The organism is Oligoflexia bacterium (genome assembly GCA_035326705.1).
Lineage (GTDB): Bacteria > Bdellovibrionota_G > JALEGL01 > JALEGL01 > JALEGL01 > JALEGL01.
This window is the reverse complement of the sequence record DAOLES010000001.1, coordinates 544,849-563,718: the sequence shown is the minus strand read 5'-3', so window position 1 is coordinate 563,718 and position 18,870 is coordinate 544,849. Positions and strand designations below refer to the sequence as shown.

Below are 18,870 nucleotides of genomic sequence, written 5' to 3'. Positions count from 1 at the left end.
TTTTTATGTTGTGTATTTATCAAACATTTCATCAAAAATTCTGTATTGATCTAATTTTAAGAATTGAAACTCGTCTACAAAAAAAAGACGCAGGAAGAATGGAACTCTGACCCCAAGTTTTTTGATGGCTTGATTGATAACCTTCTTTTTATTTCTTTGTGGAGACATTAGAATTTCTTTCCCTTGATAAACTGCGGCTGCTTGATCACCAACACCGCCAGAATAATCGGTTTCAATGATTGCAAAAGTAGGGGTACTGGCAATTGTGTTCATCATGTGGTGCACAACATTACTGTTTAAAAGAGGGTAAGTATGTTCTGAAGGGCTGCCAAAAATATTCAGTTTTTCAGACCAAAAATCGCAATAGTTGGCTTCTAAAGGAAACATTGTGATACTCTTGGACAATTGAATGGGGTTAAGATCAAATTCACGAGCTTTATTTTGATCAAACTCACCTTTTAGCAATGCCGCACTGATATGATGTCCCATGCTTTAAATCTTCATTCAAATTTTTATTTAAGTCTATAAATTTGTTTTATAAACGGGCAAATTTTCTAAACACCCAGGCAGGTTCTGTTTCACTCAGAGCTGGGTGCAGGTTTTCTTCAATGACTTGCCATTGTGTTTGATCAAAGTCAGGAAAAAAAGCATCACCATCAGGAATATCGAGATCAATTTCAGATAAATAAAGGTAATCACACATACGCATGCATTGTTCATAGATTTGCGCGCCACCACAAATAAACAGCTCTGTTTCACCCGCATCTTTTGCATGTGTTACAGCGGCTTCAATGCTTTTAAACCACAATACATTGGGATGGGTCATGCTTGGTTCTTGCCTTGAAATGACCAAATGAGTTCGCTTGGGTAAAACACCGGGCAAGGCTTCTAAAGATTTTCGGCCCATTAAAATATGATGATTCAGGGTTGTGCGTTTAAAGTGAGCAAACTCTTGTGGCATATGCCAGGGCATATCGTTATTTTTACCAATGACTTTGTTTTTGCTATACGCAGCAATGGCTGAGATCAACATTTAGACCGCAACCTCAGCTTTGATTGCAGGATGTGCTTCATAGTTGACCAGTTCAAAGTCGTCGTATTGGTAAGAAAAGATGTCTTTGGGTTTGCGTTTAATATGCATTGTTGGTTTGCTAAAGGGTTCTCGACTTAATTGGGTTTGCACTTGTTCAAAGTGATTTTGATACAGATGCACATCACCAAAGCTGTGGACAAAGTCACCGTAGTCATAATCTAAGACATTGGCAATCATCATGGTGAGTAAAGCATAGCTGGCAATATTAAAGGGTACACCCAAAAAGTAATCAGCTGAGCGTTGATACAGTTGGCAGGATAAACGCGGTTTATCTTTGTTTAAAGAGACATAAAATTGAAACATGGTGTGACAGGGAGGCAGGGCCATTTTTTCTACATCAGCCACATTCCAAGCAGAAACAATATGCCGACGAGAATGCGGATTGTTTTTTAAGCTGTGCATTAAATTTTGGATTTGATCAATACTCTCACTGTTTGATGTTTGCCAACTGCGCCACTGTTTACCATATACTGGGCCAAGGTCACCGTTTTCATCAGCCCATTCATCCCATATGCGGACCTTGTTTTCTTTTAAATAAGCAATATTGGTATCGCCTTGCAAAAACCACAACAGTTCATGAATAATAGACTTAAGGTGACATTTTTTGGTGGTCACCAAAGGAAACCCTTCTTGTAAGTCAAAGCGCAATTGTGCGCCAAATAATGAGCGAGTACCTACACCCGTTCTATCTGTCCGGTCTTCACCTGTTTCCATAATGTGTTGCATAAGTTGAAGATAATTGCGCATAAAAACTTAATATCGTTCATCAAGCCAATCAGCAAGAAAAAATAGATACTGGGCTTTTGAATGTAAATATGAGTCACATTGCTTAAGAATTTGATCAAATGCTGATTATACGAGATACATAAAGTGTGAATGGTCGTGTTTTAAAACTTTCTATAGGTATTTTCATGGTTCTGTTGAGCTGTGTGCAGGCCCAGCTTCCTGAGTTAAATTCCGAGCAAGAAAAGCGTGCGCAAGCTATTGATAAGCTATTGATGGCTCCTTGTTGCTGGGCAAAAACCGTGGCTGAGGATAATTCTGGTATGGCTTTTGGCGTAAGAGAGCAAGTTAGAACTTTGATTTTGGCTGGAAAAAGTGATGCTGAGGTCTTGGCTTATTTTGAGGCAGAATATGGAGAAAAAATTTTAAGCAGTCCCAAAAAAGAAGATTTTAACCTTTTGTTGTGGATTCTTCCCTTTATTCTTATGCCACTGTTAATGTTTGGGGTGTATAAAATTATTTTATCATGGAGAACGTCCACTTTGTCAGAGGGACAAAAGTCTGCAGCACAAGCACCGTTTATTGAAGAAAAAATAGTTTCTGAACAAGACAAACAGCAAGATAAGCCTAATAAAAATTCACAAGAATATGCTAAATATGCCAAGCAATTGGATCAAGAGCTATACGGAGACGACTCTTAAAAAGAACTTCCAGGTTGTTTGAGAAATTCAGTTTCTTGAGGGCTGCTAGGGCGATTTAAAATTTCATTTCTATGAGGGAAGTGCCCAAATTTGGCCACAATATCATAGTGTTTAACAGCGTAAATGTAGTGCTCAGTAAAAATTTTATCTTCTTCCATCAATTGTTTGAACATCTTTACACTCAAGCGTTGGATATTTAAGTTTTCACTATGTTCTAAAGGCAAATAAAAAAACACTCTTTCTAGAGGGTGTAAGTCTTCATCAACGCTCTTTTTTAATCCTTCTAAAGTCAAGTTAAGGGCAGCATGATCATACGCATACATTTGAGAACTACCTCTAAAGATATTTCTAGAAAACTGATCCAGTAATACAATAAGAGATACGTAACTTTGCGGGTTGGATTTCCACTCAGTAAAATGTCTACCGGCAGAAAAATCTTTTAATAGAGGTAAAAACTGTTTACGCATATAACGGTCAACCTTGGGATTTTTCCCAAACCAGAGTTGTCCACGCTCTTTAAGATAGTTTTTTTCTAGAGATAAATCTTTAAACCAATAGGAGTGAATATCTTGCCAAGTTTTCATTCTTACTGTTTACCACTGCTGGTAGAATATAACAAAGATATTGATCAATGATCTTTGCCATTATTGCTTATATAGGTATTAGAGTAGACTCCATAACAGTCTTGAGCTTCTAGTATGTCTAAAAAAACACCAAGGTCTATAAAAAAATCACTGTACTTTCTTAGATTACTTTCATAAATGGTTTGTTGGTTAAAGCTAATATTTAAGCCTTCAATAAAGTTTAAAATATCTGCTTTAAGATGGTTTGGACAGTTGATATAAAAGTCCATATCAGAGAAAATAGGCATGTATTTATACAAGTAATTGTATTCTTCTGGGTTATCATCTATGTAGCGTTCTTTTTCACCATTTTCATCTAAAAAGTAGATAACGCCATCCTCTAATAAAATACCCGTGTCATACTTATCAACATAATATGTAAAGTCATTCACAAAAATAGATAAATGATGACCATGCTCATGTTTAAAGGTTTTTGAACCCATTGAAAAGGTGATTTTGTACTCTGAAGGTGTTTCTATGTCTTTACCCGTATGAAAATCAAAATGAAAATCATAGGTTTGATTGGCTTTAATTAAGACGTAACGATGCTGGTGCAAAAGATCAATGACAGTTGTACTAAAGCTTGAATCTTGTGCAAAAGCAACACATGAAAATAACAAAATAAAAATAAAATGCTTTCCCCGATACATTCAATGCTTATAGCGGATATACAGGTGGCAGTGCAAGTACAATTTTTAGGGTGAGTTTTCCAAAGCTTCAACCAGCTCTTTACCAAACTGCCTAATTTTATAACTACCTAAACCATGCACATACTTTAAATCTGTTTTGGATTGTGGGTTTTTCATGGCCAAATCATGCAAAGTTTTATTGCTAAAAACCATAAATGCAGGAATATCTTTTTGTTTGGCATAATCATAACGCCATTGTTTAAGATATTTCATACGCAAAAGCTCTAGGTTATCTAGAGGTCTAGTATCCACTGGGACACTCTTTTTTTTGCGGGCTGTTTTTTTCTTTTTGGTTTTAACTACCTTGGCTTCTGATGCAAGGGTGTTTTTGCGTAGTCTTGTTTTAGGTGTTTTTTGTGGCAATTGAACTTTGCGAATAGACTCAGGAGAACAGCTATCACAATGACCACAGCTTTCAACTCTTTGGGTATCTTTAAAGTAAGTTAAAATTTCACTGTGGCGGCATTCAGCACCTTCTGCATAATTGATCATAGCATCCAGAGCATTCCATTTGTTTTGAATAATTTTTGGGTTGGCTTTGCTTTGTCTAATAAAGAAGGTTTGCAAACCATAATCTTTTTTTGAATACAACAATAAACACGTAGACTCTTTGCCGTCTCTTCCAGCACGGCCAATTTCTTGATAATACGACTCAATATTCCCCGGCATTTGAAAATGAATAATTTTTCTGACATTGGGTGTGTCCACGCCCATGCCAAAAGCATTGGTGGCAATTAAAACTCTAATTTGCCCCGATTCATAACGGTTTTGTACATCATCTCTTTGATCTGAACTAAGTCCAGCATGGTAATACGCTATTTTATTAAATTGGCTGAAAAAGTGATCGTACAAGCTTTCACATTGTTTTCGAGTGCCAACATAAATGATAACCCGATCATCTGGATTTTGCTCTAAGGCTTGCTGGATAAAGTCATATTTATGCTGTTCAGTGCTGCAAAACTCAACTTGATAAAATAAGTTGGGACGATAAAAGCCATAAATATGTTTATGTGGTTCTCTAAGTTCTAATTGCTCAGATATATCATTAAGGACCATGGGGGTAGCTGTTGCTGTTGTGGCTAATAAGGGCACATTTGAATGTAACTTTCTTAAATCATTGAGTCTTGCATAGTCCTCTCTAAAGTCATGTCCCCATTGTGAAACACAGTGCGCTTCATCCACAGCAAACAGTTTGGGTTGTTGAGTACTGAGCCAGTCCATAAAGTATTCATTTTGGATACGTTCAGGTGATACGTAAAGTAAGTAAGATCCTTGATGATTGAGTTGGTATTGAATGTTTTGAAAAATCATACGTTTTTGCACTGCCGTTTGATTGGCATGAAAAAAACCAGATGCAATACCTTTTGCATTTAAAAAAGAAACCTGATCCCGCATCAATGAAATTAAGGGTGAAATAACCAGTGTTAAACCCTTTAGGTAAAGGGCAGGAACTTGATAGCAGATAGATTTACCGCCGCCAGTTGGCATAACGGCTAATGTATCTTGTCCTGATAAAATTGAGCTTATGATGGCTTCCTGACCTTTTCTAAATTGACTAAAACCAAAGCGGGTCTTTAAAATTTTTTGAGCATCATCTAGCATGAAGCTTAATGGTATACCTATAAACTTGATTTTTGCACACAAATTGTTGTGCTTTATACGATTATTGCGTAAATTGCTTGTATGAGTGAACTTAATATAGAAACATTACAAGAGGGTACAGGTTCAGAAGTTGAATCTGGTGCTAGGGTTAAAGTACATTATACGGGTTGGTTGACTGATGGAACCAAGTTTGATTCATCCGTAGACCGGGGTGAACCGTTTGAGTTTGCTTTAGGCGCTGGACAGGTTATTGAAGGCTGGGACAAAGGTGTTGTGGGCATGAAACAAGGCGAAAAACGCAAGTTGACCATTCCGTCAACCATGGCTTATGGAGAACATGGTGCTGGCGGAGTGATTCCACCCAATGCAACCTTGGTTTTTGAGGTAGAGCTTCTGGATTTTAAATAACTATACAATCTTTAAGTTTAAGAATTGTGCCAACTGTTTTGATTATTTTTATGAAGGCTCGGCTGATCGGGCTAGCGCCCTTAAGGCCTTCACCTCTCATAAAAATAATCTGCAGTAAGTTAAGGTCAATAGATATTTGATAAGTAATGGAAAACAATAATATTCATGTTGAGCTGGATGAGGATAGTCCCAAACCGGTTTTAATTCCTAAAGATAAAATTTCTAAGCATACTTTGATGGCTTTAATTGAAGCCTTTGTTTTGCGTGAAGGTACAGATTATGGCAATGTTGAATATGACCTAGAAGAAAAAAAACAGCAGGTGTTGAAGCAAATCCTATCAGATGAAGTGCTTATTACCTTTGACTTTGTTACAGAAAGTCCCAGCTTGATGACGGCAAAGATGTATCAAGAGCTCACTAGAAATTAATAGTTATATAAAAAAATGAAATAAGTTTTTGATAGGCTATAAGAATAATCCATTGAAAATGAATAATCTTTTTTAAAGGTATTATGATAATATGAAAATTAGAGATAAAGAATACAAGATAATTGTAGCAAGTGACGTATCTGAGAGAGATGGAATTGGTATTGAGTTTTGGGATGGTCAGCAAATGATTTTAGAAATATTCAGAGATGATTCTAAAAAGTCAAAAGACATAAGTATATATTCAGACACAGTTTCATTAGAACTTGTTGAAAAAGCCATTGAAGTTTTTAAAGATCAAATTCCACAAGATTATATTGATTACAACTCTGAAGAGTTTTTAGATAAATGTTGAATCAATACAGTCGTTATATTTGAACCAATCTGTAAGCATTATAAAAAAAGATATAAAAATGTATTCTCAGTTTAGGTTAGCCAAAATTCCTTTAAGAAAAGGAAGTAAAGCCAAGTTTGAAAAATTTTTAAAATATTTAAAAGATAATCCTCAAGACTATATTTATGAAGCAAAGCAGAAAGGTTATGCTTGGGCAGCGATATTTTATGAAGCTGGTAAAGCGTGTGACTATGTGCACATTTTGAGTCAATCTGAAAACTGGGATAAAATAAAATCAGATGATGAAATTGAGCATGGGCCATTTCGGAAAGTTTATAATGATTTTAAAAAAGAGTGTTGGTTGTTAGAAAAGTTAACTGAACAAGATTATCAAACATCAATATACAGTTTAAATACAGACTTTCTTTTTTTAGAAAATAAAGTTTAAGTATTTAGGTAAATCAAAACCTATGAACTAAGAATCTTTTGTTTAAGTTCTTCTACTTCTTTTGGAGCACAGGCTTCACAGATGGTTCTGCCATCATCTGTTTTGAATTTATTGAGACCGCCGCAGGTGCCTTTGATGGCTTTTCCTTGTAACAAGCCTAATGACATCAGTATAAAAAACATGCCAAAAAAAACAATGCTGACTAAAATGTAAGTCATAATTTAGATCATTATCCGTTTTTCTTTTCTAATTCCAGTAAATAATTGCTGGTATAAGCCATTAGGTTACCAGACTCTTTTTCTACAATAAATAAAGCAGCCAAGCCCAAATTATTAGCTAGTTTAAAAGCCTCAGGATATCCCATGGCCAACAAACCTGTAGCAAAAGCGTCTGCATCCATGCAGTTTTTATGTAGAACAGTTACAGACCTTGTCTTATGCTGACTTGGGTAACCTGTACTTGGAATCAAAGTATGGTTGTATTTTTTACCTTGATGCATAAAAAAATTACGGTAATCACCAGATGTCGCCATGGCCATATCTGACAAATTTAACGTTTTAAAAACAGCCCTTTTACTTACTTCATTATTTTGAGGATTCTCTACTGCAATCTTCCAAGCTTGTTGTTTAGCATCTCTAAAACCCTTAACAATCAATTCACCACCTATTTCAACATAGTGATTTTTGTACCCCATATCTTGTAACAATAAGCTGATTTGATCAACAGCATAACCTTTGGCAATGGCAGAGTAGTCCAGTTGAATATCATCTGATTTTTTTCTCATTTGATAAACAATGTTTTGGGCAATATCAATTTTATCCATACCAATTAAAGGTAGGAGTGCATCAATTTCACTTTGTTTGGGAACGCCAATACTGTCTGTATAACCAAAACCCCAAAGATTTATAAGAGGAGCAAGGGTAGGGTCAAAATAGTAATCGGTTAAAATAGCAATTTCTTGCGCTTTTTGGCTAACCAAAAACATGTCTTTACTAACGTTCATCCAAGTATCAGCTTTAAAGCGATTAAATTGAGAAATTTCTGAGCTTTCAATATAAGTTGATAAACTTTGATTGAGCGCTATCAATTTTTTTTCAACAGATGTTTGAATATGTTTTAGATCAAGTTTTATGTTTTCTTGTTGAGGTATGGTGATGTTGTAAGTGGTGCCCATGGTTTTGCCATTAATTTTGGCATGCGAAATTTTTTTCTCACATGAGTAGCAATTAAGGAGTAATAAGAATGAAAAAAATAATTTGAGTAAGCGTTTATGATTCATAATGTTTACCTCATAATTTTTATGTGGGCGTTTCTATAAAAAAAGGAGCACAAGGCGCTCCTTTTTATATTAACCACCAAAATCGTCAAATAAGATGTTTTCTGGTTCAACACCTAAGTCTTCAAGTAATTTAAAGACAGCATCATTCATCATGGGCGGACCGCAAATATAATATTCACAGTCTTCTGGAGCCTCATGATCCTTTAAGTACTCGTTATAAAGCACATTATGAATAAAGCCAGTATAACCTGTCCAATTATCTTCAGGCAAAGGCTCAGATAAAGCAACATGCCATTTAAAATTATCATTTTCTTTGGCTATGCTGTCAAAGTCTTCTACGTAAAACATTTCACGTTTACTTCTTGCTCCATACCAAAAACTTACTTTTCTATCGGTATGAATGCGTCTAAATTGATCGAAGATATGGGAGCGCATAGGGGCCATGCCAGCACCACCACCAATAAAAATCATTTCAGCTTTTGTATCTTTGGCAAAAAACTCACCATAGGGTCCAGAAATAGTAACCTCATCACCAGGTTTAAGGTTAAAAATATAGGAAGAAGCAATGCCAGGAGGTGCATCAGGTGCTTGTCTTGGAGGCGTTGCTATCCTTACGTTAAGCATGATGATACCTTTTTCTTCAGGGTAATTGGCCATTGAATATGCTCTTACAACTTCTTCTGAAGGGTTGGAACGGTATTGCCAAAGATTGTATTTATCCCAGTCTTCTTTGTATTCATCTTCCACAATGAAGCTATCAAATTTAATATCATGTTTTGGAATATCTATTTGGATATAGCCACCAGCCTTAAATTTAACGTCTTCTCCTGGAGGCAATTCTAAAACCAATTCTTTAATAAATGTAGCAACATTATGATTGGATTTAACTTTACATTTCCACTTTTTGACTGAGAAAATTTCATCAGGGACTTCAATTTTCATGTCTTGTTTAACAGCAACTTGACAAGAGAGTCTCACGCCTTGTGCAGCTTCAGCCCTATTAATCTGTGTACGCTCAGTAGGTAAAATATCTCCACCGCCTTCTATAACTTTGACGGTACACTGACCACAAGTTCCGCCCCCACCGCAGGCCGAAGAAACAAAAAGTTTTTTATCAGCCAAAGCGTTAAGCAGTTTTCCTCCAGCATTTACTTGAATAGGATTGTCTGAGTCACCATTGACAACAATATTAACTTTGCCTGCACTCACCAGCTTTGCTCTGGCTGCCAGAATACCAGCAACCAAAACCAACACAATTACAGTAAAAAAAAGTACACCTAAGATAATTTCTAACATTGTTTATTGCCTCTTATCTTTATAGTTGAATTCCACCAAAAGCCATAAATGCCAATGACATCAGACCAACGGTAATGAATGTTATTCCTAATCCTTTAAGTCCATCAGGTACATCGCTGTATCTGAGTTTCTCACGAATTCCAGCTAAGGCTACAATGGCCAAACCCCAACCAATTCCAGATCCTAAGCCATAAGTTACACTTTCAGCAAAGTTGTAATCTCTTTCAACCATGAACAAAGAGCCCCCTAAAATAGCACAGTTTACAGTAATCAAAGGTAAGAAAATACCTAAAGCATTGTACAAAGCTGGAAAAAACTTATCCAAAGTCATTTCTAAAACTTGAACGACAGCAGCAATAACACCAATGTATGTAATAAGACCTAAAAAGCTTAGGTCAACACCTTGAATACCAAAACGGTCTAAAGCTCCTTCTTTAATAACAAATTGGTACAATAGGTTGTTGATGGGAACAGTTAAGGTCTGGACAATAACCACCGCAATGCCTAAGCCAAAAGCCGTATCCACTTTTTTTGAAACCGCCAAAAAAGTACACATGCCCAAGAAAAAGGCAAGTGCCAAGTTTTCTACAAAAACGGCTTTAAACAATAAACTTAAATAATGTTCCATGATTATTCATCCCTTTCAACTTGTTCGGTTTTAAAGGTTCTTAAAACCCAAATGAAAACACCAATAATAAAAAATGCACTGGGTGAAAGTAGCATTAAGCCATTGGTTTGATACCAACCACCTTCAGAAGCCACTGGTAAGACTTTATAGCCTAAGATGGCACCTGAACCAAGGAGCTCTCTGAAAAAACCAACAAAGAGTAAGACAATGCTGTAACCTAAACCGTTACCAATACCGTCTAAGAAACTTGGGATAACTGGATTTTTCATGGCAAAGGCTTCAGCTCTACCCATCACAATACAGTTGGTGATAATCAACCCAACAAAAACTGACATTTGCTTGCTTACTTCGTATGCATACGCTTTTAAAACCTGGTCTACTAAAATTACAAAAGAAGCAATAATAGTCATCTGAACAATAATACGAATATTGCTTGGGATATGGTTTCTAATTAAGCTGACACTGGCATTGGAAAAGGCAACAACAAAAGTCACAGCCAAACACATGGTAATAGTAGTTGACAATTTGGTAGTAACCGCAAGAGCAGAACAAATTCCCAAAATTTGCAATGCGATTGGGTTGTTGTTGAATAAGGGGTCTAAAATAATTTTTTTAACATTTGTCTTAGTTGACATCTGTTGCTCCTTGCTCTGGGGTTGAACTGTTGTTTTGACTTAATGATTGATCATTAAATTTTTTAAGATCTAAACTTTTTAGTAAAGGGCCATAAGCCTCTTCACCAAACCAATATTTAAGCATGTTGCTTACACCTCTGGATGTAATGGTAGCTCCAGATAAGCCATCTACTTTATAGTTGGCATTGGTGGTGGTACTTTCTACCTGACCTTTAATAACTTCAATTGTAGGCTTACCATTTTCATTGTAAATCACTTTACCTTGCCATTTAGCCTGCCATTGCGGATTATCTACTTCACCACCTAAGCCAGGTGTTTCTTTATGTTCATAGAATGAGATACCTTTGACGGTGTTAAGGTCTGTATCCAGTGAAATAAAGCCATAAAGGGTAGACCAAAGTCCTTTGCCGTGGATAGGTAAAATCACTTGCTTAATAGTGCCGTCTTTTTTGACAAAATAAATCAAGCCTTGATTGGCTCTTGTTTTTATATTTGCATAATCCTGTTCAATTTTGCTTGAACGTTGAGGGTCATTGGCGGCTTTTCTTTGATCATAACCTTCTGGTACTTCTGTACTTAAGTTTTGTTCTTCAAAGTTATAAATCAAGGGTTCAATAGAGCTGCTAAAAACTGAATTGATTGTTTCTGGGTCAGCATTTTTATCAACCAAACCAGCAGTAACCAAAATGTTTTTCTTTTTATCTAAGGCTTTGTTGCGCTCTTGCTTGTCCCTTAACAAAACAGCAGACCCCGATACTAAGATAGAACAAACAATACATAAAGTTAGTGAAACAATTAATGTTTTTTTGATTGAATCGTTATTCACGCTGCACTCCTTTTTGAGCTTGAATCAAGGGCGCTCCATAAGTCTTGTTTTCTTTTTTGACGTAATTTTATATTTTTTGAAATAACCAGATAATCCATCACTGGCGCAAAAACGTTGGCAAATAAAATAGCCAACATGACCCCTTCAGGAAAAGCTGGGTTAATCACTCTTATAAGAACGGTCATAAAGCCAATAAGGAAACCATAAGCCCACTTGGCTGACGTATTCATAGGGGCTGATACTGGATCGGTTGCCATAAACACTGTTGCAAATGCAAAGCCGCCAATTACCAGATGCCAATGTGGAGGCACAGAAAACATAGGGTTGCTTTCACTGCCAATACCATACAATAAAGCTGAAAAACTCAACAGACCAATAACTGTAGAAAGCATGATGCGCCATGACCCAACACCTGTGAAGATTAAAACACCGGCGCCAAATAAGACAGCTACAACAGAGGTTTCTCCCATTGAACCTTGGATAAGACCTAAAAATGAATTCATCCAGCTTACACTTTCATGAATAGCATCAAAACCACCAATGGCTCCTAAACCTAAAGCAGTTGCACCAGAGAAACCATCAACAGCTGTCCAAACCGCATCACCACTGATTTGCGCAGGATAGGCAAAATATAAAAATGCCCTACCAGTTAATGCTGGGTTAAGAAAATTCTTGCCAGTACCGCCAAAAACTTCCTTACCTATAATAACAGCAAAGATGATTCCAACAGCAGCTTGCCACAAAGGAATGGTTGCTGGAAGAGTTAAAGGATACAAAAGACCTGTAACCAAGAAGCCTTCGTTGATTTCATGCTTTCTGATGATAGCAAAAACGGCTTCACACAAACCTCCAGCCATATTACTGACTAAAAATATAGGACCAAAGTAGAGTAGACCGTGCACAAAACAATCAATAATGTTTGTTGGGTCATAACCTAAACCAAAACAAGATAAAATGGATCCACGCCAGTCATTTTTAGCCATTAAGCCCATGGCTTCCATGGCTAAATTGGCTTGCAAGCCAGTATTGTAACAAGCAAACAGTATGCAAGGCATCAAAGCCAAGCCAACGGTTCCCATAACTCGCTTAAGGTCCATGGCATCTCTAACTTGAACACTTCCATGTGTGGTTTCTCCTGGTGTATACAAGAAAGTATCAAGCGCTTCATACAAAGGGTAAAGTTTTTCTAATTTCCCACCTTTATGAAAGTGGGTACCAATTTTATCCAAACTGTTGCGTAAAAGTTTCATTATAAACCTTTCTCTAAATCTGTAAGAATGTTTCTTAACATGGGGCCGTAGTCTTTTTTACCTGAACAAACAAAAGTACATAAGGCAAGATCTTCTTCATCGAGTTCAATACAACCCAATTGTTCTGCATTTTCAATATCATGCATGCACAGTGCTTTTAATAATGGAACAGGTAAAATATTGAGAGGGAATACGCTCTCAAAAGCACCTGTAGGCACAATTGCACGTGGGCTGCCATGCGTAGAGTTACTGAAAGGAAATTTAATAAAAGGAATCATTTTTGATAAGAATAAGTTTTTAACTGAAAACTTATCAAATCCAGGGCCTTGCCATCCTAGTAGTTCTCTCTGGGTATCATCTTTTAAGGCAGTGATTTGTAAGTGATACCTTCCTAAGTAATTAAAAATTTCATCTTGATTACGACCAGAAAAAACTGAACCAGAACGTAAACTTGTTTTTGAAATATCTTTTATACTGCCTTCAACGGTTTGTAGAATATTGGCCCCAAGTGTGACCAATGCTAACTTAGGAACTTTAACTTCTGAGCCGGCAATGCTGATCACTCTTTGTGTCCATGATTGTCCAGTAGCAAGAAGTTTTCCTAAAGCAATAAGGTCTTGGTAACCTATATGCCAAACTTCATGGTCTTTGTCTGCTGGCGCTAAATAGTGAATATGTGTTCCAACCAGCCCAGATGGATGAGGTCCTTCAAAACAAAAAGCTTCACAGTTGTCAGGTAGATTATTATACTGAACATGTTGATTGGCTACACAAAGAAAAACTTTTGGTGTTAATAAGCTGATTGCTTTTAAACCAAGGTCAAAATCTTTTTGATATTTAGCAATAATTTTATTGGGATAAGGGGCTAAAGGATTTGAGTCTATAGCAGTAATGAATAAAGCTTTAGGTTTGGCATTAATTTGAGGAGTTTTAGAATAAGGACGAGTTCTCAAAGCAGTCCATAGACCAGACTCTTGCATTAAGTTTTGTATTTCTTGAGCTGTAAAATCACCATTAGAAAAACTATTTTTATAGTTTTCAAACTCAACATGACTTTGCTCAGAGTTTTTTTCAATGACCATGGATTGAAAAGTACGCTTTTCACCACGATTGATTGATTTAATTGTACCGGCCACGGGACTGGTAAAAACTACACCAGGATTTTTTTTGTCTTCAAAAACAACCTGTCCAACTTTAACTGTTTCGCCAACTTTTGTTAAAATAGTAGGCTTCATGCCGTTGTAGTCAGGACCTAAAATAGCAAAATCTTTTGCATGTGTACTAAGGTCATAAATTTCATTTGATGCAACTTCACCGGTGATGGGAAGTTTAATACCTTTTGAGATCTTAATTGTTTTCACTGTGTATACCTACCTCATGCTAGAGAGGATAAAGCTCTCTATTTACATAACTTTTAAAGCAATTAAACAGTGTATAAAGACTGTTTTTTTATTAAGTTATAATTCTGAGTCCCTTCTAATGGATTTATTTATTTTTTCAATATTATTTTAGTCATTTGAGGGTTTTTATTGGGCACATAAGAACCGCACTGTCGCCGGCGTATACTGTGTCATTGGCGAGGGTCGCTGGGATTGTTTTAAGTTTTGCACTAAGTTTTTTTTGCAAATAAAAAGCCAAGTGCAAAGGCAAGGCTTGAAGACAAAACAATGGTCCAAGACCAGGCTAAAGCTGGCTTGATGTAAAAATTAGCAAATACGGTACTTAAAAAACCACCCAATAAGGCGGCAATAATCATTGTGGTACTTACAGGACGTTTTAAAAAGACATATAAGCTCAGTACCCCTATGAGACCGCCATTGATGTAATTCATTGACCCCATGGCCAAGCTTAAGAAGTCTTTGGCGTGTTTATTGATTTGAATAAACAAAAGTGCAAAGGCAAACAAACAGACCAAAGACAAAAATGACCAGTATTTGCCTGACAAATTGCTGGCAAAAACAGACTTCCATATTGCTCCTGTAGAGTTTATGGCTGAGTCCAAAGTTGACATAGCGGCAGCAAAAACCAAAACAGCGAAACAGCCAAGAAATAGGGGATTGTTAATGGTCATCATATAACTGACCAAGGGTGATTTGGCATCTAAACCGTTGATTTGAGCTTGTTTTAGCAAAATTCCTACAGTTAAATAGAGAACAATGACAACAGTTGCTCCTACACCAGATAAAACCATGGCTTTTTTGGCAGCTGACAAGCTTTTAACGGCCAAGACTCTTTGATTGAGATCTTGATCTGCCCCATGACTGCCAATGGGTATAATCATCCCACCAATCAGTAAAGAGATAAAATACATAGCGTTGCTATGATTTGCTTGTGTGTTTATCCATGAGCTACCTACTAACCAGTTTTCAATTGAGTAAGATTGGATAAAATGAAAACAGAGAAAGACCCCCATGAGTAGAATGATATAGGCTTGAATTTGATCGGTAAAAACCACAGCCTGTAAACCGCCTAATAAACTATAAAGGCCAACAATAAGTGTAATAATGAGAAGACAAGTGCTTACAGGGATGTCAAAGAGTTGGTTAAGGGCATAGCCAGCCATAAAAAAACGTACACCACTGGATACAAATTTTGCGAGCAAGTAGGCACCACTGAGGACTTTTTTTGCACTGACATTATCACCACAAATGGTTTGATAAATTGAGAGTTTATGGGGTTCATAGAGTTTTTGCAGATAAAAGTAAGCCACCAACCAGCGCCCAATGATATAACCAATGCCCAACCAAGCCAATTGGTAGCCAGAGCTCATGCCCACTGCAGGAAAGATTAAAATGGTTGCAACAGAGGTTTCAGTGGCAACTACAGATAAGACGGATGGCAAGAGACCGATGCTTCTGTCCGCAAGAAAATAACTTTTATCGCTTATATTTTTTGTTCTTTTTAAAAAAAAGAAGCCAGAAAACAAAATTAAAAAATAAATAACCAGAGGAGCAAAAAAAGTAAATTGATGCATTGAATTGGCCTATGCAACAAATAGATTAGCTTTTTATTTCAGGTTTATATTTTACAGAACATCCAATGGCTCTGGTAGTACTTAAGCTGCTGTTTATGGTTTTACCCTCAAAGATATGATTGAATAAAACATCTTTAAGGTACTTATGCTCAGCAGACTCAATAGATGAATGTTTTAAAGAATTTGCATTTTTTCCACCATCTACACCGCCTTGGTAAATAAGTTTACCATTGGGGTCAATAATAAAAATATGAGGCGTGGCAGTGGCACCATAGGCTTTTCCAATTTCTCCAGTCTCATCAATGATAAATGCATCCGCATTGGAATTAAAATCTGATTGCAGCTTTTTTACTTCAGCAGCACTAAAATAGGCAGGATGTTCTTGATAAGAAGAACTTACGCTTAGCCAAACCAAAGGATACTTTTTATTACTTTTTGCTTCACTTTGAATATCAGGCAAATTTTTGCTTTCGTAATGTTTTTTAACGTAAGGACAAGATGGATTAAACCACTCTAAAACAACATATTTTCCTTTTAAAGTTTCCAAGCTGTACTGTTTTCCATCGCTCCCTTTAGCTGAAAAAGCAGGAGCAGCTTGTCCAATGTTGGCGGCAAAGCTCAATGAACAAAGAGCTATAATGGTAAAAAATGTAGTTTTAATTATAGACATGTTTTTTATCCTCCAAAAAATAGCAATGAATGTATGGTTAGCTAAAGCCAACCATAAACAAGGGACACATTACAAAAATTTATTATCAGTCATATCTTATTTTGCAAGTCTGTCCATAAAAACTTTAGGTGTAAGAATCTCTGGCAAAATAATAGGATCTTTTCCTTGATGATAATAAATATACAGTGGAACACTTGCTCTATCAAAGTTTTTTAAAAAGTCAGTTATCATGGGGTCGTAATGCGTCCAGTCAGCCTTGATCATTACTATATTGTTGGTTTTGATGAAGTCTTTAACTTGTGAGTTGTTAAAGGTTATGCTTTCATTTACTTTACAGGTGACACACCAGTCTGCTGTGAAATCAACAAAGACATTATGATTTTGATTGAGATGATCTTGTAAGGTTTGTGAACTGAAGTTTAACCATAGTGAATCGGTTTTTTTAGTCTTTGTGGTCAGATTTCTTTTGCTGGGTAAACTTTTATTAAAAGCAAAACCACCGATGAGTATATTTAAAGCAAGAACAAAGTATAGAAATCCACGGGCAAGGGTATGCTTGAATTTGTATATGAAAATGATGCTAGCAAAAAACAACAATGAAAATAACAACCAGAACATATGATGAATAGATTGCAATTGACCATAGAGCCAAGTTAGCCAAATTAAAGTGGCTAACATTGGAAAAAATAAAATATGTTTAAATGTTGTTAACCAAGGGCCACTTTTGGGTAATGTTGGGATATGTTTTGGCCATAAAAAAATATATATATAGGGCAGGGTAAAGCCTAAACCTAAAAAAAGAAAAATAACAAGTATGTACAAAACACTTTGCGTTAGAGCATATCCTAATGACACTCCCATAAAAGGAGCTGAGCAAGGTGAAGCCAACAGTACAGCTAAAAAACCAGTATAAAAAGACTGTAAGTTTTTAAACTTACCTAACTGCTGATCTAGTTTTGATAAACCGGGTAGCTCAAAGTGAATCAAGTCTATAAAGCTAAGAGACAGCACTAAAAACACAAACGATAAAATTAAAATAAACCAAGGAGATTGCAGTTGAAAGCCCCACCCCAAAGAAAGACCAATATGTTTTAAGCTAACGATAATTAAAGCAATGATTTGGAAGCATAGTATGCATCCTGCAATAAATAGTCCTGCGTCTTTTCTAATGTTATATTTTGAGCTTTGCTGATGATGAACCAAAGAAATAAGCTTTAAAGAAATGATAGGAAAAACACAGGGCATAAGGTTTAAGATGGCACCTCCAATAAAAGCAAAAAGTATCATGAGCCATAAACTTTGTTTTGTTTGTTGAGCTAAATTACGCTTAATAGATGGGAATGTTGTTGTTTGATCTGAAGTAGAGATACTTGTATCAATAGAATAGTACATGCTAGCGTTGGGTGTTTTTGAATCTTCAACCAGTAGTAAGCCTTTGATTTGATCAACAGTTTTGGCTTGCACTTTTTTAAACTCAATGCTTATTTTATCCGAATCAAGTTTGAATTTAGGTTTAGCAAAAGATACGCTTGATGGTTGTTCTACAAAAAAGTCATAGTGATTAGGGTTATCTGAGCTTGTGAAGCCAGACATATCAAAAGTAAGTGTGGCTTTTTGCTCTTGATCTTTAATTTCAAAGTTTTGAACAAGGTTTTGAGCCTTTGTTTTATTAAATGCATTAAAAACTTGCGCAATATCTGGGGTAGAGTTCAGTTTTGTGGCCTGATTGCTGTTTATATTCAGTTCAAATTGTCCAAACTCAGGAACACACTCTTTTTTACAGACCAACCACTGTGCCTTAAGACTGATGTTTAGTGTTTGCCCAGATGGAATAGGCTTTGAAAGTGTAATGGGGATAATGAGTGAAACCTCATTTTCATAGGCGTAAGAAGTGAGTGGGGGAGTGTCAATTCTAATAGGGTTGGGCCATAAAATATCCCCAAACTGAATGTTTTCAGCATTGCTGCTAAAATTTAAAATGACAGGTGCACCGGAATCTCCGGGGTTTTTCCAATAGGTATGCCAGTGAGGGTCTAGTTTTATTTGAAAAGCCAAGTTTGATGATTGTAAATCTAAAGGGTCTATGCTTGTATGTTGTGTAATCAGACGAGCTTTGCTGTGAGAAAAATTTTTAAATTGCTGTTGAGAAGTCTGGGACTGTGCAAAAGCATGGCTAGACAAAAAGAGGCTTAAACAGACATATAAAAACTTTCTCATGGTCTTGTTTTTATACAATGTCTGAGTAATGGTCAAAAATTGTGTAATC

22 protein-coding genes are annotated in these 18,870 nt (G+C 36.3%); 5 read left to right on the top strand and 17 right to left on the bottom strand.

Features of this window, described 5'->3' with window-relative positions:
• Nucleotides 1-3: 3 nt before the first annotated feature.
• From PKC21_02610 to PKC21_02600, 3 genes are read right to left on the bottom strand one after another with little or no spacing between them, the layout of a single operon-like run.
• Nucleotides 4-489, bottom strand: a complete 486-nt coding sequence (locus PKC21_02610) for a hypothetical protein (GenBank protein ID HMR24223.1) — start codon at nt 487-489, stop codon at nt 4-6.
• A gap of 46 nt (nt 490-535) precedes the next feature.
• Nucleotides 536-1,033 (bottom strand): dihydrofolate reductase, encoded by a 498-nt coding sequence (locus tag PKC21_02605; protein ID HMR24222.1) that lies wholly within the window; start codon nt 1,031-1,033, stop codon nt 536-538.
• On the bottom strand, nt 1,034-1,840 hold the full coding sequence (locus tag PKC21_02600) for a thymidylate synthase (protein ID HMR24221.1): 807 nt from the start codon (nt 1,838-1,840) through the stop codon (nt 1,034-1,036).
• Between the two features lie 125 nt (nt 1,841-1,965).
• Between PKC21_02600 and PKC21_02595 the strand changes: the two genes are divergently transcribed.
• Nucleotides 1,966-2,517, top strand: a complete 552-nt coding sequence (locus PKC21_02595; GenBank protein HMR24220.1) for a cytochrome c-type biogenesis protein CcmH — start codon at nt 1,966-1,968, stop codon at nt 2,515-2,517.
• Here the strand turns inward: PKC21_02595 and PKC21_02590 are convergent.
• Genes PKC21_02590 through PKC21_02580 form a run of 3 tightly spaced genes read right to left on the bottom strand, consistent with a single transcriptional unit; the run spans nt 2,514 to nt 5,431 of the window.
• A complete protein-coding gene (locus tag PKC21_02590) occupies nt 2,514-3,101 on the bottom strand; it encodes a DUF924 family protein (protein ID HMR24219.1) in 588 nt (195 codons plus the stop codon). The two genes, PKC21_02595 and PKC21_02590, sit on opposite strands and share 4 nt — an antisense overlap.
• Nucleotides 3,102-3,145: 44 nt before the next feature.
• Nucleotides 3,146-3,790 (bottom strand): hypothetical protein, encoded by a 645-nt coding sequence (locus PKC21_02585; GenBank protein ID HMR24218.1) that lies wholly within the window; start codon nt 3,788-3,790, stop codon nt 3,146-3,148.
• 45 nt (nt 3,791-3,835) lie between these two features.
• Nucleotides 3,836-5,431 carry an ATP-dependent DNA helicase RecQ gene (locus tag PKC21_02580; GenBank protein ID HMR24217.1) on the bottom strand — a complete coding sequence of 532 codons (1,596 nt, stop codon included), beginning with the start codon at nt 5,429-5,431 and terminating at the stop codon, nt 3,836-3,838.
• A gap of 81 nt (nt 5,432-5,512) precedes the next feature.
• On the opposite strand from PKC21_02580, the gene PKC21_02575 reads away from it, so the two are divergent.
• The 4 genes from PKC21_02575 (at nt 5,513) to PKC21_02560 (ending at nt 7,046) form a co-directional block, all read left to right on the top strand.
• The gene (locus PKC21_02575) at nt 5,513-5,839 is read left to right on the top strand and encodes an FKBP-type peptidyl-prolyl cis-trans isomerase (protein ID HMR24216.1); all 327 of its coding nucleotides are present in this window, start codon (nt 5,513-5,515) and stop codon (nt 5,837-5,839) included.
• Nucleotides 5,840-5,985: 146 nt separating this feature from the next.
• Nucleotides 5,986-6,267, top strand: coding sequence for a YheU family protein (locus PKC21_02570; protein HMR24215.1), 282 nt, complete (start codon nt 5,986-5,988; stop codon nt 6,265-6,267).
• A gap of 91 nt (nt 6,268-6,358) precedes the next feature.
• On the top strand, nt 6,359-6,619 hold the full coding sequence (locus tag PKC21_02565; protein HMR24214.1) for a hypothetical protein: 261 nt from the start codon (nt 6,359-6,361) through the stop codon (nt 6,617-6,619).
• A gap of 58 nt (nt 6,620-6,677) precedes the next feature.
• Nucleotides 6,678-7,046 carry a DUF6176 family protein gene (locus tag PKC21_02560; GenBank protein ID HMR24213.1) on the top strand — a complete coding sequence of 123 codons (369 nt, stop codon included), beginning with the start codon at nt 6,678-6,680 and terminating at the stop codon, nt 7,044-7,046.
• A gap of 20 nt (nt 7,047-7,066) precedes the next feature.
• Here PKC21_02560 and nqrM read toward each other — a convergent pair whose 3' ends face one another.
• The 11 genes from nqrM to PKC21_02505 form a co-directional block, all read right to left on the bottom strand.
• Nucleotides 7,067-7,264: a (Na+)-NQR maturation NqrM gene (gene nqrM, locus PKC21_02555; GenBank protein HMR24212.1), complete on the bottom strand. Its 198-nt coding sequence runs from the start codon at nt 7,262-7,264 to the stop codon at nt 7,067-7,069.
• Between the two features lie 11 nt (nt 7,265-7,275).
• On the bottom strand, nt 7,276-8,325 hold the full coding sequence (locus tag PKC21_02550; protein ID HMR24211.1) for an FAD:protein FMN transferase: 1,050 nt from the start codon (nt 8,323-8,325) through the stop codon (nt 7,276-7,278).
• A gap of 69 nt (nt 8,326-8,394) precedes the next feature.
• Entirely contained in the window at nt 8,395-9,621 is a 1,227-nt protein-coding gene (nqrF, locus tag PKC21_02545; GenBank protein HMR24210.1) for an NADH:ubiquinone reductase (Na(+)-transporting) subunit F, read from the bottom strand.
• A 19-nt stretch (nt 9,622-9,640) separates the two neighbouring features.
• Entirely contained in the window at nt 9,641-10,249 is a 609-nt protein-coding gene (nqrE, locus tag PKC21_02540) for an NADH:ubiquinone reductase (Na(+)-transporting) subunit E (GenBank protein ID HMR24209.1), read from the bottom strand.
• A gap of 2 nt (nt 10,250-10,251) precedes the next feature.
• Nucleotides 10,252-10,884 (bottom strand): NADH:ubiquinone reductase (Na(+)-transporting) subunit D, encoded by a 633-nt coding sequence (locus tag PKC21_02535; GenBank protein ID HMR24208.1) that lies wholly within the window; start codon nt 10,882-10,884, stop codon nt 10,252-10,254.
• Nucleotides 10,874-11,710: a Na(+)-translocating NADH-quinone reductase subunit C gene (locus tag PKC21_02530; protein HMR24207.1), complete on the bottom strand. Its 837-nt coding sequence runs from the start codon at nt 11,708-11,710 to the stop codon at nt 10,874-10,876. The genes PKC21_02535 and PKC21_02530 overlap by 11 nt, the downstream gene beginning before the upstream one ends.
• Nucleotides 11,707-12,960 (bottom strand): NADH:ubiquinone reductase (Na(+)-transporting) subunit B, encoded by a 1,254-nt coding sequence (locus PKC21_02525; GenBank protein ID HMR24206.1) that lies wholly within the window; start codon nt 12,958-12,960, stop codon nt 11,707-11,709. The genes PKC21_02530 and PKC21_02525 overlap by 4 nt, the downstream gene beginning before the upstream one ends.
• Nucleotides 12,960-14,321 (bottom strand): Na(+)-translocating NADH-quinone reductase subunit A, encoded by a 1,362-nt coding sequence (locus PKC21_02520; protein ID HMR24205.1) that lies wholly within the window; start codon nt 14,319-14,321, stop codon nt 12,960-12,962. Before PKC21_02520 ends, PKC21_02525 begins: the two co-directional genes overlap by 1 nt.
• A gap of 248 nt (nt 14,322-14,569) precedes the next feature.
• The gene (locus PKC21_02515) at nt 14,570-15,934 is read right to left on the bottom strand and encodes a hypothetical protein (GenBank protein HMR24204.1); all 1,365 of its coding nucleotides are present in this window, start codon (nt 15,932-15,934) and stop codon (nt 14,570-14,572) included.
• 25 nt (nt 15,935-15,959) lie between these two features.
• Entirely contained in the window at nt 15,960-16,604 is a 645-nt protein-coding gene (locus PKC21_02510) for a redoxin domain-containing protein (protein HMR24203.1), read from the bottom strand.
• Nucleotides 16,605-16,700: 96 nt separating this feature from the next.
• Entirely contained in the window at nt 16,701-18,821 is a 2,121-nt protein-coding gene (locus PKC21_02505; GenBank protein HMR24202.1) for a protein-disulfide reductase DsbD family protein, read from the bottom strand.
• Nucleotides 18,822-18,870 lie beyond the last annotated feature (49 nt).

Bases quoted from the DNA above. Each gene is read 5' to 3' on its own strand.
- PKC21_02610 (HMR24223.1), bottom strand. From the start codon at position 489: ATGGGACATCATATCAGTGCGGCATTGCTAAAAGGTGAGTTTGATCAA.
- PKC21_02605 (HMR24222.1), bottom strand. From the start codon at position 1,033: ATGTTGATCTCAGCCATTGCTGCGTATAGCAAAAACAAAGTCATTGGT.
- PKC21_02600 (HMR24221.1), bottom strand. From the start codon at position 1,840: ATGCGCAATTATCTTCAACTTATGCAACACATTATGGAAACAGGTGAA.
- PKC21_02590 (HMR24219.1), bottom strand. From the start codon at position 3,101: ATGAAAACTTGGCAAGATATTCACTCCTATTGGTTTAAAGATTTATCT.
- PKC21_02585 (HMR24218.1), bottom strand. From the start codon at position 3,790: ATGTATCGGGGAAAGCATTTTATTTTTATTTTGTTATTTTCATGTGTT.
- PKC21_02580 (HMR24217.1), bottom strand. From the start codon at position 5,431: ATGCTAGATGATGCTCAAAAAATTTTAAAGACCCGCTTTGGTTTTAGT.
- PKC21_02575 (HMR24216.1), top strand. From the start codon at position 5,513: ATGAGTGAACTTAATATAGAAACATTACAAGAGGGTACAGGTTCAGAA.
- PKC21_02570 (HMR24215.1), top strand. From the start codon at position 5,986: ATGGAAAACAATAATATTCATGTTGAGCTGGATGAGGATAGTCCCAAA.
- PKC21_02565 (HMR24214.1), top strand. From the start codon at position 6,359: ATGAAAATTAGAGATAAAGAATACAAGATAATTGTAGCAAGTGACGTA.
- PKC21_02560 (HMR24213.1), top strand. From the start codon at position 6,678: ATGTATTCTCAGTTTAGGTTAGCCAAAATTCCTTTAAGAAAAGGAAGT.
- nqrM (HMR24212.1), bottom strand. From the start codon at position 7,264: ATGACTTACATTTTAGTCAGCATTGTTTTTTTTGGCATGTTTTTTATA.
- PKC21_02550 (HMR24211.1), bottom strand. From the start codon at position 8,325: ATGAATCATAAACGCTTACTCAAATTATTTTTTTCATTCTTATTACTC.
- nqrF (HMR24210.1), bottom strand. From the start codon at position 9,621: ATGTTAGAAATTATCTTAGGTGTACTTTTTTTTACTGTAATTGTGTTG.
- nqrE (HMR24209.1), bottom strand. From the start codon at position 10,249: ATGGAACATTATTTAAGTTTATTGTTTAAAGCCGTTTTTGTAGAAAAC.
- PKC21_02535 (HMR24208.1), bottom strand. From the start codon at position 10,884: ATGTCAACTAAGACAAATGTTAAAAAAATTATTTTAGACCCCTTATTC.
- PKC21_02525 (HMR24206.1), bottom strand. From the start codon at position 12,960: ATGAAACTTTTACGCAACAGTTTGGATAAAATTGGTACCCACTTTCAT.
- PKC21_02515 (HMR24204.1), bottom strand. From the start codon at position 15,934: ATGCATCAATTTACTTTTTTTGCTCCTCTGGTTATTTATTTTTTAATT.
- PKC21_02510 (HMR24203.1), bottom strand. From the start codon at position 16,604: ATGTCTATAATTAAAACTACATTTTTTACCATTATAGCTCTTTGTTCA.
- PKC21_02505 (HMR24202.1), bottom strand. From the start codon at position 18,821: ATGAGAAAGTTTTTATATGTCTGTTTAAGCCTCTTTTTGTCTAGCCAT.